Source organism: Frigidibacter albus (assembly GCF_009908165.1).
GTDB classification, from domain to species: domain Bacteria; phylum Pseudomonadota; class Alphaproteobacteria; order Rhodobacterales; family Rhodobacteraceae; genus Frigidibacter; species Frigidibacter albus.
In genome coordinates this window covers 82,277-95,710 of the sequence record NZ_JAAAUC010000004.1, presented here as the reverse complement: position 1 = coordinate 95,710, position 13,434 = coordinate 82,277, and the positions used below count along the sequence as shown (strand labels likewise).

Here is a 13,434-nt window from a genome sequence, read left to right as displayed (position 1 = left end):
AGATGAACATGGACCCGATCCTTCTTTACGGCTTTCCCTCCGGCAGCTCGATGGGCCTGATCGCCGCCCTCGAATGGCTTGGCCAGCCCTACCGGCTGTGCCGGGTTGATATGCTGGGCGAGATGCGGAGGCCGCCCTACACGCGGATCAACGCCCGCGTCGAAACGCCCGTGCTGATCACCGCAGACGGCCGCCCCCTGACAGAGACCATGGCAATTGCCGCCCACCTTGAAGCGCGCGATGCCGGACGGCGGATCAGTTTTGATCCGCGCTCGGAGGAAGCGGACCTGATGCATCAACTGATGGCGTTCCTCAACAGCGGTTTCACCGGGGCCTTCGGCCCGCTGTGGGCGGCGATGGAAATGGACCCGCCGGATCCGGACTATCAGGCCGCGCTGCGTCGTCTGGGCCGCGATGCGGTGATCGAGCGGCATGACCGGCTGGAGGAAATGGTGGGCGATGGACCGTTGCTGATGGGGGTGAGGCCGAGCCTCGCCGACGCGCTGCTGGTCGGCGTGGCGCGCTGGCTGGAGCTCCACGAGGTGGCCGATATCGCCCGATGGCCGAAGCTGAAGACGATCCGCCAGCGCCTCGGGGAAGACCCGGCCGTGCGCTACGCACAGGCGGTTGAAGATGCTGAGGCGCCCGCGGGGACGGGCGCGTGCAGGGGCACGGTGCCCCTCGACGAAGTCATCGGCCGGTTCGGACGCTAGACGTTGCCCTCCCACGGGATGGACGCCGGGGCCTGGCTACCGGCGGCCAATGTTGCGCGCCATCGACCATGGTGCTGAAACGGCCGGGACGACGTCATTGGGGCGCAAAGGATCGCAGCGGCTCGCCCCCGCCGGTGGCTGGGCGGTCGCCGCCATGCCGGTCTTTCCGCAAGCGGGCGCCCCCCGCCAGCCAGCCGGCGAGGGGCAGGTCGGGACCAGACCCGCGCGGCAAATCGTATGTAGGGGAGCCACATAGGTTCCATATCGTTTCCGTATCCCGAAAATCACGCCGTTTCAGGGACTTGATCCCGGTTTCGGCCCGGTGCCTCCAAGACCCGGAAACCTGCTGCAAGACCCCCTGACGCCTGACCGCTTGCAGCCGCTCCCCTGCCGGGACAGACTGCCGGGCCGGCAGGCGAAAGGCCCACCGCAGTGCATATCGACCTCAACAGCGACCTCGGCGAGGGATTTGGCGCATGGGCCATGGGCGACGATGCCGCGATGCTGGACATCGTCACCTCGGCCAGTATCGCCTGCGGCTTCCACGCTGGCGACCCTACCGGCATCCTAGGCACCCTGCGCGCCGCGGCGGCGCGTGGCGTGGCGTGGCTGTCGGGGCCCATGTCTTCTACCGCGATCTGGCCGGGTTCGGGCGGCGGGCGATGGATGTCGGCTCCGAGGATCTGACCACCGAGGTGATCTACCAGATCGGCGCTTTGCAGGCGCTGGCAGCAGCGGCGGGGACGCGCGTGACCTACGTCAAACCCCACGGCGCGCTCTACAACACCATCGCCGGCGATTCCCGGCAGGCCGATGCGGTGATTGCCGGGGTACTGGCGGTGGACCCGTCCTTGCCGCTGGTCTGCCTCGCCGGGGCGCCGGTGCTGGACCGGGCGCCGGCGGCGGGCCTGCCGGTGGTGGCCGCCGCGGCGCCGCTGCTGGTCCGGGATGCCGGGCCGCCGGGGCTGGCGGGGCAGGGCGTCTCCGCCCCGGGCTCCGCCGACCGAGGCGCGCTGGCCGCGGCGAACCGTGCGGTTGGCAATCCCCTGGGCGCGCCCTGCCTCGAGATCACGCTGGGAGGGGTGGACCTGCTGGCCGCGAGGCCCCCGCCCTTCTGGCCCTTGCCGGCGCGGCCGCCGCGCTGCGGCTCACCGGGGCGCAAGGGCAGACGGCCCGCACCTTTGGCGCGCCCTTCGAACTCGCGCCCGGCGACGCTTCTGGATCGCGCCGCCCCGCGCCGGGCTGCGTAACTATCTGGCGGCGAAGGGTGGATTTGTCGCCACCCCGGTTCTGGGCAGCGCCGCAAGCGAGACGCTCTCGGGCATCGGTCCCGCGCCCGTGCTGCGCGGCGACGGGGTCGCCATCGGCTGCGTCGCCGGCGAGAGCACGCCTCCCGCCACGCCCGGCTTCGCCCCCCCGGCGCCCGGTGACACCGTCACCCTCGATATCCTCCCCGGCCCGCGCAGTGACTGGTTCACGCCCGAGGCGCTCCGGTGATCGCGGTGCTGGCCGATCATCACCTCGACCTTGCCGGCCAGCTGCCCCCCGGCGCGCGGCTGCGCTTGCGGCTGCTGGAGCCCTTTGCCGAGGCCTGAGCCCGGCCCGCTCGCAGGGTCGCTTGCTTGACCCGCCGGGCAATTGTGCTAGGCATTGCCGCGGCTGGGCCTGTAGCTCAATGGTTAGAGCAGGGCGCTCATAACGCCTTGGTTGGGGGTTCAAGTCCCTCCGGGCCTACCAATTCCCAGCCGATCTGCCTGCGCACCTGCTGCCTGGATTATGCCCGAAATCGGTCCGGGTTCGGCCTTGGCCATGCCCCTGTGCCGCCTTAACGATCCATCAAGAGTTCAGTCCTAGCGTTGGTGCGAAGCATGTGAGGGGGCGGCCATGGTCAAGGCAGGACGGAATCGGATCGGGGGCGACCACTTCGCGGCAGCGCGCATGGCGGCAACCCGGGTCTGGCGTGGGACGGGCGGCAGCTATGCCGACTGGCCCGAGGCGCTGAAGCTGCCCGCCGGGGCAGGGCGGGCGGCCTCCGGCTGGTGGATCGCCGCCGCAGCGCCCTTCGGGCTTGCCGCCTGGGCGGCGCTCGGCTGGCTGCTGTTCGCAAGCTGATGCGGATGCTGCCCGGGCCGCGGCATGACTAGCCCGGGCCTGCACCGCTTCGGGATGCCGTGCGCAGCCTTCGCACGGATTGCGCCAGACCGGTCTGGCCGGAGGCGCCACGCGCAGGCCGGCGGAGCATCCCCTCTGTTCGCGCGTGATGCCGGTGATCGACAGGCCGAGGCTCCCACGCGCGGGTCGGCGAAGGACGCCTTGTGCCGAAAGACCTCGGCACGACGTCCAAGATCAGTCCCATGCCCCGCGCCGCCGCAGCCAGCAGTGGTCGTTAGCCCCGCAGGCCGGGCCCCGTGTCAGCCAGGCGGCGATTTCCCTGGCATCGGGTCAGGCGTGAAATGCCAGCCCGCACACGGCCAACCAAACAAGGAACGGCCCGCCCCAGTCAGGGCGGGCCGCAATTCAGATGGCCTCGGCAAGCACCGCATCAGCCGTTGCAGGCCAAACCCGGTGCCGTTGCCTGACCAGCGTCAAGCATGCCGGCGGCTGTCTCAGTTCGAGCCGGGCGCGGTCGGCTCGTTGGTCTGGCTCAGCGGCTCGTCGGCGATGGCTTCCGCCTTGGCTTCGGCTGCGTTCTCCATCACGGCGGTGCCGTCGCGGAATTCCAGCGCAGTCATCGGCGCGGTGGCCAGGCTCAGCACATCGGCTTCGGAGACGGCGATCATCACGCTGTCATCCCCGACGCTGGCGATCCCGGTGGCATCGAGCTGCACTTCGTTGCCGTTTGCCAGCGCGAAGATGATGTAGTCCACCACACGCTCGCCAGTGATCGCGGCGGTGGTGATGTTCCCCAGCATCGCGTTGTCCGAGGAATAGACCGGCCAGCCGCCCATCGGACCAGCGCCACCGGTCGACGGACCGACCACTTCAGTCGAGTTGCCCGACATGTCGATCACGGTGATCGGCAGCGAGTTGTCCTGCACCTCGCCACCGCCGGTGGCTTCCTGAGCGAAGGCAGCGCCCGACATGCCAAGGGCGACGACAGAGGCGAGCAGGGCAGATTTGTTGAAACGTGTCATAGGGATGTCCTTTCGGAACTTGTTACGTTCTATGGCTCACCAACGCCCCCACACCGCTTTCGTTCCCACCCCACGAAGCCGTGATCACAGCCCGCGCGATGCTCACTGGCCCGACAAAATCGCCCCGCCGGCCGCAGGGCCGTTGCCCGCAGGCGCGGCTTGCGCTATCGGGCCGGACAGCAGCCGCGCTGATGCGGGGCGGGATCACGGCAAGAAGGGGTGCGGCGATGAGCGGCGGCAAGAACGGGCTGACCTACGCGGCGGCGGGCGTGGATATCGACGCGGGCAACGCGCTGGTGGAGCGGATCAAGCCGGCGGCGAAACGCACCGACCGGCCCGGTACCATGTCGGGCCTTGGCGGCTTTGGCGCGCTCTTTGACCTCAAGGCCGCGGGCTACAGCGACCCGATCCTTGTGGCTGCGACCGACGGGGTCGGCACCAAGCTGCGCATCGCCATCGACACCGGCAATGTCGACACGATCGGCATCGACCTGGTGGCGATGTGCGTGAACGATCTGGTCTGCCAGGGGGCAGAGCCGCTGCTGTTCCTCGACTACTTCGCCACCGGCAAGCTGGACGTGGACCAGGCGACGCGGATCATCGAGGGCATCGCGCAGGGCTGCGCGGACAGCGGCTGCGCGCTGGTGGGCGGCGAGACGGCAGAGATGCCGGGCATGTATCACAAGGGCGACTTCGACCTTGCCGGCTTCGCGGTCGGCGCGATGGAGCGCGGGACAGCCCTGCCGGCCGGCGTGATGGCGGGCGATGTGCTGCTGGGGCTTGGCTCCAATGGCGTGCATTCCAACGGCTACAGCCTCGTGCGCAAGGTCGTGGAGATGGCGGGCCTTGGCTGGGACGCGCCGGCGCCGTTTGCGGAAGGCGAGCTGGGGCAGGCGCTGCTGGCGCCGACGCGGCTTTATGTGCGCCAGGCGCTGGCGGCGATCCGCGCGGGCGGCGTGCATGGCCTTGCGCATATCACCGGCGGCGGGCTGACCGAGAACCTGCCGCGGGTGCTGCCCGAGGGGCTGGGGGCCGAGATCGACCTGGCCGCGTGGGAATTGCCCCCCGTGTTCCGCTGGCTGGGGGCGACCGCGGGCATGGAGCAGGCCGAACTGCTGAAGACCTTCAACTGCGGCATCGGCATGATCCTTGTCGTGGCCGAAGACCGCGCCGGTGCGCTGGCGGACCTGCTTGCGGAGGAGGGCGAGACCGTCACCGTTCTGGGCGAAGTCGTGCCGGGGCAGGGGGTCAGCTACCGGAACCGCCTGCTGTGACCGAGCCGGTTCGCGTTGCCATCCTGATCTCGGGCGGCGGGTCGAACATGATCCGGCTGGTCGAGAGCATGGAGGGCGACCATCCCGCCCGTGCCGTTCTGGTCGCCTCCAACGACGCCTCGGCGGCGGGGCTGGAACGGGCAGCGCGGCTTGGCGTGCCCACCGCCGCCATCGACCACCGCCCCTTCAAGGGCGACCGCGCCGCGTTCGAGGCGGAACTGCTGAAGCCGATCCTTGCCGCGCGGCCCGACATCCTGTGCCTTGCGGGCTTCATGCGGGTGCTGACCCCGGCTTTCGTCGCGCGCTTCGACGGGCGGATGCTGAACATCCACCCCTCGCTTCTGCCGCTTTACCCGGGCCTGCACACCCACCAGCGCGCGCTCGAGGCCGGCGATGCCGAAGCGGGCTGCACGGTGCATGAGGTGACGGCGGTGCTCGATACCGGGCCGATCCTGGGGCAGGCGCGGGTGGCCATAGAGCCCGGCGACACGGCGGACACCCTCGCCGCGCGGGTGCTGGCGATGGAACATCGGCTCTACCCCGCTGTGCTGCGCCGCTTCGCCTCCGGCGACCGCACTCCGGTCTGGCTGTAACGCGCCCGTGCTTTCGCTTTTCTTTCGCCAGCCATTGGCCTAAGCCAGCAGGATGCAGCGGGATGACCCCGCGCCCCGGACGTGAAGGCCGCGATGCAGACCATCCTCACCACCGAAGACCTTGCCCGTTTCTGCGAAGCCGCCAAGGCCGAACCCTATGTCACCATCGACACCGAGTTCCTGCGCGAGCGCACCTACTGGTCCAAGCTGTGCCTGATCCAGATGGCGCTGCCCGGCAAGACCGGCGATGCGGTGCTGGTCGATCCGATCGCGGGGGGCGAGGGGCTGTCGCTGGAACCGCTCTATGACCTGTTCCGGCATGAGGCGACGGTGAAGGTGTTCCACGCCGCGCGGCAGGATCTGGAGATTTTCTTCGTCGAGGGCAAGGTCTTCCCCAAGCCGCTGTTCGACACCCAGGTTGCGGCGATGGTCTGCGGCTTTGGCGAGCAGGTCGGCTATGAGACGCTGGTGCGCAAGATCGCGCGCGAGAACCTCGACAAGACCAGCCGCTTCACCGACTGGTCGCGGCGACCCCTGTCGGATGCGCAGAAGGTCTATGCACTGGCGGACGTCACCCATCTGCGGGTGATCTATGAGTTCCTCTCCAAGGAGCTGGCGCGCACCGGCCGCCAGCCTTGGGTCGAGGAGGAACTGGCGATCCTGCTGGCGCCGGAAACCTACATCACCCTGCCCGATGAGGCCTGGGAGCGGGTGAAGACCCGCACCACCTCGGCCCGGTTCCTGGGCGTGGTGCGCGAGCTGGCGAAGTTCCGCGAAGTCTTCGCGCAGGCCCGCAACATCCCGCGCAGCCGCGTCTACAAGGACGATGCACTGCTGGAGCTGGCCTCGACCAAACCGGCGAATTACGAGGATCTGGGCCGTTCGCGCCTGCTGCTGCGCGAGGCGCGGCGGGGGGAGATTGCCGACGGCATCCTTGCCGCGGTGAAGGCGGGGCTGGAAGCCAGGCCCGAGGACCTGCCCAAGCCGCAGGACGAGCGGGACCAGCTGCAGGTCAACTCGGCGCTGGCCGATCTGCTGCGGGTGCTGCTGAAGGCGAAGTCCGAAGAGGCGGGGGTGGCAGCCAAGCTGATCGCGTCCTCGTCCGAGCTGGACGTGATCGCATCCGGCGGGCGCGAGGTCGATGCGCTGAAGGGCTGGCGCCGCGAAGTGTTCGGCGCCGATGCGCTGCGGCTGTGCAAGGGCGAGATCGCGCTGTCGGCCAAGGGCGGCGCGGTGCGGGTCGTGCCGGTCTAGGGACCGGCCTCTCCTCGCCGGCTCCCGGCTTACCGGCTTGACGTCATCGAGTTGCGCGCCGCGACCACGACCACGCGGTTCACCCCGGCAAGGGTCTGGTCGCTGAGGAAGCGCCCCGCGGTCAGCTCGCGCGATTGCGGGGTGGACTGGCGGGTCAGCTGGTTCGGCTTGTCCACCACGAAGCGGTAGGTCAGCACGCCGTCCACCGGAACCTCGTCCGGGTCCAGCGCGATCAGCTCGGCATTCCACCAGCCTTGCGTCGGCGGCAGGCCCGCCACCGACAGGATCGCCCCGCCCGGCATCTGCTTCAGCTCCATCCGCGTCAGCTGATCCACCGGCACGCGGCCATCGGCCACCAGCTCCACCTGCGAAATCGTGGTTGGCTGGCTTTGCGCGCCGCCGAACCAGTTGAACGGGTTGATGCGGCTGTCCCGGATCGTTCCGCAGGCGGCGAGCGAAGTGGCAAGCGTCAGCACTAGGACTAGTCTCATCCGGGGTCCCCCTGTTCCTCGCCCCTTGGGTAGCCTATCCGGGGGGCGTTGAAAAGAGAGGGAGATGCTGCGTTCGTGCTGCTCTGTTCGGGCGGGAGAAGGCGAGGCATTGCCTCGCCCCGCCCGTGCGAGACCTCTCGCCCGGAGCCGCTGGCAACGCGAGACCGATTGAGGACAGCGCCCGACCTGGCGGGCGAGAAGCGCCCGCCAGGGGCGGGGCGGGCGCTGGCCGGGCCTTTGAGGCCCGTCCGGAGCCAGTGGAGAGGGCACGGCATGGCGAAGGCGATGGCCTTCGCCAAGTCAACGGGCAGCAGATCCTGCGTCAATGCGCCTCGGACTGCCGCCCACGCCACTCCGCCGCACTGGACCTCCCGGTCCGCGCCCACTAGCTATGCCCCAACGCCCAGCCTCAGGAGACACCGCGATGGCCACCCCCGCCTTTGAAGACATCGCCGACACCTTCGAATTCCTCGACGACTGGGAAGACCGCTACCGCCATGTGATCGAGCTCGGCAAGGCGATGCCGCCGCTTGACCCCGCCTTCCGGGTGCCGGCGACCAAGGTCGAGGGCTGCGCCAGCCAGGTCTGGCTGCTGCCGCGGATCGAGGGGCAGGGGCCCGCCGCGCGCTTCGACTTTCAGGGTGAGAGCGATGCGATGATCGTGCGCGGGCTGATCGCAGTGCTGCATTCGCTCTATTCCGGGCTGACGGTGGCCGAGGTCGCCAAGGTGGACGCCCCCGCCGAACTGGCGAGGCTGGGGCTGGACCAGCACCTCTCCTCGCAACGCTCCAACGGCGTGCGGGCGATGGTGGAGCGGATCGGGATGCTGGCGCAGGCCGCCGCGAAGGGCTGATGGCGGCCACAGCCGCCGGCCGCTGACCTACTCTGCCGGCGCCGTCATGGGCTCCAGCACCGTCACGCCGGTCGCGGCGGCCCGGGCCAGCCCCGGGTCCAGCGACATCGGCAGATACTCGCCCCGCCGCCACAGTTCCGACAGGTCATCATACCAGCGCGACAGCGGATGCCCCGACTGCCCGGTGGAGATGATGAAGACCGAGCTGTCCGGGTCGGCGAAGTTGTACACGCCCCGGTAGCCAGCCCCATGCACGTTCAGGTAGGGCTGCGGCCCCTCGCCCGCCGTCATCCCCCGCATCAGCGTGAAATCCCCGCCCGAGGTGGACTGGCGGATGTTCACGAACCACTTCAGCACCGGCACCTCACCCAGAACCGGATGGTCATGCGTCGCCTGATGGGCGTCGCCCCACCGCCAGCTTTCCACGTTCGGGCCATAGCGTTCCGTCAGATCCAGCAGCGCATCGTCCAGCGACAGGCGGGCGATGTCGGTGCAGCTCTCCACCGGCGAGGATTGCAGGATGTCGCACCAGCGCCCGGCGCCCTCGGCATTGCGGAACACCCGCTCGATGAACAGCGGCTCCATCCGGGCGAAGCTGGTCGCCAGCGGGCCAAGCTCGTCCTGGATCAACCGGTGCTGCAGGGCCCGCATCCAGGCGGCATAGATCAGCGGTTCGGGCAGATGCTCATTCATCTCGCCGTTCCATTCGGCCAGCAGCGCCAGCGCCCGTTCGCGCCGCGCCTCGGGCGTGCCGGCGGGGGCGGCCTCGCCGGTGAACCACAGGTCGGCGGCAACCAGCGGCAGCAGGCTGCGCGCGGCGGGGCTGGTGGTGTCGAGCTGCGCCGCGATGAAGCTTTCGCGGCTATGCACCTCGCGCTCCTGCATCAGCCGCTGCCAGCGCTGGATGCGCTGGCTGTCGCCCCAGTCGAAGCTGACATGGTCCGGGAACGGGCGGTCGATAGTCTTGTTGTTGGTGTTGCCCAGAATGCCACCCTCGGGGTCCACCACCCGCGGGTTGCCGTCATAGGGCAGGCGTCCGGTCCACCGGTTCTGCGGCTTCCAGCCAAGCGCCGGCATCCGGCCTTGGGTTTCATGCGCGGCGTCGCGGGCAGGCAGGCGGCCCACTGTCACCATCGCCACCCCGTCCTGATCCGCCAGCACCAGGTTCTGCGAGGGCGCGACGACCAGTTCCCCGGCCGCGATCCCCTCGTCGATGCTCTGCGAGGTCATCAGCCGGATCGCCGCGGTCATCGAGGTGTCATTCGCATCCAGCAGCGTCCAGGCCAGCGCCGCCACATGGCCGCCGGGGGTGACGCTGCCGATGTCGTAATGCCCGCCCGGCAGCACCGGGCCATTCTCGGTCCAGCGCAGGGTCAGCGTGACGGGCGCCGCGTCCTTAACGTTGACGATCACCCGGCGGCTGCGGAACGGCTCCCATCCCTGCGGGGTGCGGTATTCGGTGGCATCGGCCGGGTTCAGCTCCTCGATCAGCAGGTCCTGATCGTCGGCATAGGAGGAGGTGAGCCCCCAGCCAAGCCCGGCATTGCGCCCGACCAGCACCGCAGGCACCCCCGGGATCGTGCCACCGATGACCCCGCCAGAGGCCAGCTCCAGCCGCGCCAGGTACCACAGCGCCGGGGCACTGAAGCCCAGATGCGGGTCGCTGGCCAGAAGCGAGCCGCCCGCCGCCGCCCGCTCCGGCGCCGCCGCCCAGGCGTTCGACGCGCCCTCCAGCCCGCGGTCCGGGAAGGGTGAGAACGGCCCCAGATCGGCATGGCGCACCGCCGCGCCGCTGGCCGGCACACCCGGCACCAGCTGCGCAAAATCCGGCAGCTCCATCACGCCGCCGCCCGGCGCCGCCGGCATCAGGTCGCGCGGCCAGTCCCGCGACAGCAGCGACAGCCGCGCCCGCAGCACCTCGGTCGACAGGTGCGAAGACAGCTGCACCCCGATCAGCTTGAGGATCGCCAGCGAATCGGCGGGCTGCCAATAGGCGATCTCGGGCTCGAACAAGAAGAACTCCGGCGCGCCGCGGCCGCGGCTCTCGGCATTGACGACGCTGATCCATTCATTGACGCCGCGGGCATAGGCCTCCAGCGCGATGCGGGTCTGGTCATCCTGCGCGGGGACCGAGGCGGCGGCGAGGCTGTAAAGGTCCAGCCGCCGCATCAGCTCATCAAGCTTCACCGTGCGGGCGCCGAAGATCTCGGACAGGCGGCCCTGCGCGGTGCGGCGCAGCATGGTCATCTGCCACAGCCGGTCCTGCGCATGGGCATAGCCAAGGCCGAAATACACATCGGCATCGCGGCCGCCAAAGACATGCGGCACATTGCCGGTATCGCGCACGATCTCCACGGGGGCCGACAGCCCCTCGACCGTGCGCCGGTCGTCATAGTCGGGCAGGGATCCCCCCGCGACATAGTAGATCAGCAGGGCACCGGCGATTGTCACGGCCAGAAGCGCCGTGACGATGCGCAGGAGCCACCGGAAGAGCATGAGCATCGGCATGGGTCGCATGTTGACGGCGGGGACAGGCCGGATAGTTAGGACAGAACGGCCAAGGCCGCAATGGCAGAGGAGAGCACGATGGCGAAGCTGGCATTTCTGGGCCTGGGGGTGATGGGCTACCCGATGGCGGGGCATCTCACGGCCAAGGGGCATGAGGTGACGGTCTACAACCGCACCGCCGCGAAGGCAGAGGCTTGGGTGGCGGCGCATGGCGGAGCGGCGGCGGCAACGCCCGCGCAGGCTGCGGCGGGGGCCGAGCTGGTCTTTGCCTGCGTCGGCAATGACGATGACCTGCGCGCGATCTGCCTCGGGGATGACGGCGCCTTCGCGGGCATGGCGAAGGGCGCGGTCTTCGTCGATCACACCACCGTCTCGGCCCGGGTGACGCGCGAGCTGTCGGCAATTGCCGCCGAGCAGGGCAAGGGCTTCGTCGATGCGCCCGTGTCGGGCGGGCAGGCGGGCGCGGAAAACGGCGTGCTCTCTGTGATGTGCGGCGGGACCGAGGTGGATTATCTGGCGGCCGAGCCGGTGATCGCCGCCTATGCCCGCATCTGCCGCCGCCTCGGCGACAGCGGCGCCGGGCAGCTGGCGAAGATGGTCAACCAGATCTGCATCGCCGGTGTGGTGCAGGGGCTGGCCGAGGGCTTGAACTTCGCCGAGCGCGCCGGGCTGGACATCGAGGCGGTGGTCGAGGTGATCAGCCAAGGCGCCGCCGGCAGCTGGCAGATGGCCAACCGCCACAAGACCATGGCCGCCGACCAGTTCGAGTTCGGCTTTGCCGTGGACTGGATGCGCAAGGATCTGGGCATCTGCCTCGATGCCGCCGACGAGACCGGCGCCAGCCTGCCGATGACCGCGCTGGTGGACCAGTTCTACAAGGACGTGCAGCGGATGGGCGGCGGGCGGTGGGACACCTCCTCGCTGATCCGGCGGCTGCGGGGCTGATGCGGGGCAGGGGGGCGCTGCCCCCCGTCGCCTGCGGCGACTCCCCCCGGGATATTTGGAAAAGGCAAAGACCAAAGCGCGGCGCGGCCCCCTTTGCCTTTTCCAAATATCCTCGGGGGTGAATTGGCGCGGAACGCGCCAAGAGGGGGCAGAAGGCCCCCTCCCTTCTTCGACATCGGGGGCAGAAGGCCCCCTGCGCCTTGTCTCAGCGCCGCTGCTGGCGGTCGAGGAAGGCTAGCCGCTCGAACAGCGCCACATCCTGCTCGTTCTTCAAAAGGGCGCCGTGCAGGCGGGGCAGCAGGCTGCGGCCATCGCCCTTCAGGTCTTCGGGGGTCAGATCCTCGGCCAGGATCAGCTTCAGCCAGTCCAGCACCTCGGAGGTGGAGGGCTTCTTCTTCAGCCCCGGCTGCTCGCGCAGGGTATAGAAACGGGTCAGCGCCTCGGTCAGGATCGCGTCCTTGATGTCCGGGAAATGCACCTGGACGATGGCGCGCATCGTCTCGGCGTCGGGGAAGCGGATGTAGTGGAAGAAGCATCGGCGCAGGAAGGCGTCGGGCAGCTCCTTTTCATTGTTCGAGGTGATGATGATGACCGGGCGATGCTGCGCGCGCACGGTCTCGCCGGTCTCGTAGACATGGAATTCCATCCGGTCGAGTTCCTGCAGCAGGTCGTTCGGGAACTCGATGTCTGCCTTGTCCACCTCGTCGATCAGCAGCACCACGCGGCTAGGTGCCTCGAAGGCCTGCCACAGCTTGCCCTTGCGGATGTAGTTCGCCACGTCATGCACCCGGGCATCGCCCAGCTGGCTGTCGCGCAGCCGGCTGACCGCGTCATATTCATACAGCCCCTGCTGCGCGCGGGTGGTGGATTTCACATGCCATTCGACCATCGGCAGGTTCAGGCTTGCCGCCACCTGCCGCGCCAGCTCGGTCTTGCCGGTCCCCGGCTCGCCCTTCACCAGCAGCGGGCGCTGCAGAGTCACCGCCGCATTCACCGCTACCGCCAGATCCTCGGTGGCGACGTAGCTTTCGGTTCCGCTGAATTTCATGTGTGTTTTCCGCCCGATCTCGCCCGAAGTTCAGGCAGACCCTAGACGGCGGGGCAAAACGCTGCAAGCGCGCGGTAGCCTAGTGACAAGCCTTCCGCCTTGGGCTATGGGGTGCCGCAAGGAGTGCCGGATGACGAGCGACACCGCCAAGCGTTCCGGCCGAATGGAGGGAGCAGAGATGAAGGCAGAGGTCTTTCTTCCCGAGGATTACCGCCCCGCAGAGGGCGAGCCTTTCATGAATGAGCGGCAGCGCGAGTATTTTCGCCGCAAGCTGCACATCTGGAAGCAGGAGCTGATCGACCAGTCGGCCGAGACGCTGGAGGGTCTGCAGGACTCGGCCCGCAACGTGCCCGACATCGCCGACCGCGCCAGCGAAGAGACCGACCGGGCGCTGGAGCTGCGCACCCGGGATCGCCAGCGCAAGCTGGTCGCCAAGATCGACGCTGCGCTGCGGCGCATCGACAATGGCGAATATGGCTATTGCGAGATGACCGGCGAGCCGATCAGCCTCAAGCGGCTGGACGCGCGCCCGATCGCCACGATGACGCTGGAAGCGCAGGAACGGCATGAACGGCGCGAGCGGGTTCATCGCGACGACTGACGGCAGATGCACAACAATCA

At 69.0% G+C, this 13,434-nt stretch carries 16 protein-coding genes and 1 tRNA gene; 13 read left to right on the top strand and 4 right to left on the bottom strand.

Annotation, left to right across the window (positions count from 1 at the left end; translation table 11 throughout):
• Positions 1 to 8 precede the first annotated feature (8 nt).
• The 7 genes from GVY41_RS07455 (at position 9) to GVY41_RS07430 (ending at position 2,825) form a co-directional block, all read left to right on the top strand.
• Complete coding sequence (locus GVY41_RS07455) at positions 9 to 713, top strand: glutathione S-transferase family protein (protein ID WP_161345370.1); 705 nt, start codon at positions 9 to 11, stop codon at positions 711 to 713.
• Positions 714 to 1,145: 432 nt separating this feature from the next.
• Positions 1,146 to 1,400: a LamB/YcsF family protein gene (locus GVY41_RS20325; protein WP_229725982.1), complete on the top strand. Its 255-nt coding sequence runs from the start codon at positions 1,146 to 1,148 to the stop codon at positions 1,398 to 1,400.
• The gene (locus GVY41_RS20320) at positions 1,319 to 1,963 is read left to right on the top strand and encodes a LamB/YcsF family protein (protein WP_229725981.1); all 645 of its coding nucleotides are present in this window, start codon (positions 1,319 to 1,321) and stop codon (positions 1,961 to 1,963) included. The genes GVY41_RS20325 and GVY41_RS20320 overlap by 82 nt, the downstream gene beginning before the upstream one ends.
• Positions 1,935 to 2,210, top strand: a complete 276-nt coding sequence (locus GVY41_RS20700; RefSeq protein WP_373283284.1) for a 5-oxoprolinase subunit C family protein — start codon at positions 1,935 to 1,937, stop codon at positions 2,208 to 2,210. The genes GVY41_RS20320 and GVY41_RS20700 overlap by 29 nt, the downstream gene beginning before the upstream one ends.
• Entirely contained in the window at positions 2,207 to 2,308 is a 102-nt protein-coding gene (locus GVY41_RS20515; RefSeq protein WP_161345375.1) for a biotin-dependent carboxyltransferase family protein, read from the top strand. Before GVY41_RS20700 ends, GVY41_RS20515 begins: the two co-directional genes overlap by 4 nt.
• Positions 2,309 to 2,374: 66 nt before the next feature.
• Positions 2,375 to 2,450: transfer RNA gene (locus GVY41_RS07435), tRNA-Ile, on the top strand.
• A gap of 147 nt (positions 2,451 to 2,597) precedes the next feature.
• Entirely contained in the window at positions 2,598 to 2,825 is a 228-nt protein-coding gene (locus tag GVY41_RS07430) for a hypothetical protein (protein WP_161345377.1), read from the top strand.
• A gap of 494 nt (positions 2,826 to 3,319) precedes the next feature.
• Here GVY41_RS07430 and GVY41_RS07425 read toward each other — a convergent pair whose 3' ends face one another.
• Entirely contained in the window at positions 3,320 to 3,847 is a 528-nt protein-coding gene (locus GVY41_RS07425) for a hypothetical protein (protein WP_161345379.1), read from the bottom strand.
• A 227-nt stretch (positions 3,848 to 4,074) separates the two neighbouring features.
• On the opposite strand from GVY41_RS07425, the gene purM reads away from it, so the two are divergent.
• From purM to rnd, 3 genes are all read left to right on the top strand, one after another.
• Entirely contained in the window at positions 4,075 to 5,121 is a 1,047-nt protein-coding gene (gene purM, locus GVY41_RS07420; protein ID WP_161345381.1) for a phosphoribosylformylglycinamidine cyclo-ligase, read from the top strand.
• Positions 5,118 to 5,714 (top strand): phosphoribosylglycinamide formyltransferase, encoded by a 597-nt coding sequence (gene purN / locus GVY41_RS07415; protein ID WP_161345383.1) that lies wholly within the window; start codon positions 5,118 to 5,120, stop codon positions 5,712 to 5,714. Before purM ends, purN begins: the two co-directional genes overlap by 4 nt.
• 93 nt (positions 5,715 to 5,807) lie before the next feature.
• Positions 5,808 to 6,968, top strand: coding sequence for a ribonuclease D (gene rnd, locus GVY41_RS07410; RefSeq protein WP_161345385.1), 1,161 nt, complete (start codon positions 5,808 to 5,810; stop codon positions 6,966 to 6,968).
• A gap of 29 nt (positions 6,969 to 6,997) precedes the next feature.
• Here the strand turns inward: rnd and GVY41_RS07405 are convergent, their stop codons facing one another.
• Positions 6,998 to 7,459, bottom strand: coding sequence for a hypothetical protein (locus GVY41_RS07405; protein WP_161345386.1), 462 nt, complete (start codon positions 7,457 to 7,459; stop codon positions 6,998 to 7,000).
• Positions 7,460 to 7,883: 424 nt separating this feature from the next.
• On the opposite strand from GVY41_RS07405, the gene GVY41_RS07400 reads away from it, so the two are divergent.
• Complete coding sequence (locus GVY41_RS07400) at positions 7,884 to 8,312, top strand: SufE family protein (protein WP_161345388.1); 429 nt, start codon at positions 7,884 to 7,886, stop codon at positions 8,310 to 8,312.
• Between the two features lie 27 nt (positions 8,313 to 8,339).
• Here the strand turns inward: GVY41_RS07400 and GVY41_RS07395 are convergent, their stop codons facing one another.
• Entirely contained in the window at positions 8,340 to 10,814 is a 2,475-nt protein-coding gene (locus GVY41_RS07395) for a penicillin acylase family protein (RefSeq protein ID WP_161345565.1), read from the bottom strand.
• An 84-nt stretch (positions 10,815 to 10,898) separates the two neighbouring features.
• Between GVY41_RS07395 and GVY41_RS07390 the strand changes: the two genes are divergently transcribed.
• On the top strand, positions 10,899 to 11,765 hold the full coding sequence (locus tag GVY41_RS07390; RefSeq protein ID WP_161345390.1) for an NAD(P)-dependent oxidoreductase: 867 nt from the start codon (positions 10,899 to 10,901) through the stop codon (positions 11,763 to 11,765).
• A 205-nt stretch (positions 11,766 to 11,970) separates the two neighbouring features.
• Here GVY41_RS07390 and GVY41_RS07385 read toward each other — a convergent pair whose 3' ends face one another.
• Positions 11,971 to 12,813 (bottom strand): AAA family ATPase, encoded by an 843-nt coding sequence (locus tag GVY41_RS07385; RefSeq protein ID WP_161345392.1) that lies wholly within the window; start codon positions 12,811 to 12,813, stop codon positions 11,971 to 11,973.
• A 178-nt stretch (positions 12,814 to 12,991) separates the two neighbouring features.
• Between GVY41_RS07385 and dksA the strand changes: the two genes are divergently transcribed.
• The gene (gene dksA / locus GVY41_RS07380) at positions 12,992 to 13,414 is read left to right on the top strand and encodes an RNA polymerase-binding protein DksA (RefSeq protein ID WP_161345567.1); all 423 of its coding nucleotides are present in this window, start codon (positions 12,992 to 12,994) and stop codon (positions 13,412 to 13,414) included.
• Positions 13,415 to 13,434: the final 20 nt, after the last annotated feature.

What these genes read in the sequence shown, in the direction of transcription:
- GVY41_RS07455 (WP_161345370.1), top strand. Translation starts at nt 9, where the DNA reads ATGGACCCGATCCTTCTTTACGGCTTTCCCTCCGGCAGCTCGATGGGC.
- GVY41_RS07430 (WP_161345377.1), top strand. Translation starts at nt 2,598, where the DNA reads ATGGTCAAGGCAGGACGGAATCGGATCGGGGGCGACCACTTCGCGGCA.
- GVY41_RS07425 (WP_161345379.1), bottom strand. Translation starts at nt 3,847, where the DNA reads ATGACACGTTTCAACAAATCTGCCCTGCTCGCCTCTGTCGTCGCCCTT.
- purM (WP_161345381.1), top strand. Translation starts at nt 4,075, where the DNA reads ATGAGCGGCGGCAAGAACGGGCTGACCTACGCGGCGGCGGGCGTGGAT.
- rnd (WP_161345385.1), top strand. Translation starts at nt 5,808, where the DNA reads ATGCAGACCATCCTCACCACCGAAGACCTTGCCCGTTTCTGCGAAGCC.
- GVY41_RS07405 (WP_161345386.1), bottom strand. Translation starts at nt 7,459, where the DNA reads ATGAGACTAGTCCTAGTGCTGACGCTTGCCACTTCGCTCGCCGCCTGC.
- GVY41_RS07400 (WP_161345388.1), top strand. Translation starts at nt 7,884, where the DNA reads ATGGCCACCCCCGCCTTTGAAGACATCGCCGACACCTTCGAATTCCTC.
- GVY41_RS07395 (WP_161345565.1), bottom strand. Translation starts at nt 10,814, where the DNA reads ATGCTCATGCTCTTCCGGTGGCTCCTGCGCATCGTCACGGCGCTTCTG.
- GVY41_RS07390 (WP_161345390.1), top strand. Translation starts at nt 10,899, where the DNA reads ATGGCGAAGCTGGCATTTCTGGGCCTGGGGGTGATGGGCTACCCGATG.
- GVY41_RS07385 (WP_161345392.1), bottom strand. Translation starts at nt 12,813, where the DNA reads ATGAAATTCAGCGGAACCGAAAGCTACGTCGCCACCGAGGATCTGGCG.
- dksA (WP_161345567.1), top strand. Translation starts at nt 12,992, where the DNA reads ATGAAGGCAGAGGTCTTTCTTCCCGAGGATTACCGCCCCGCAGAGGGC.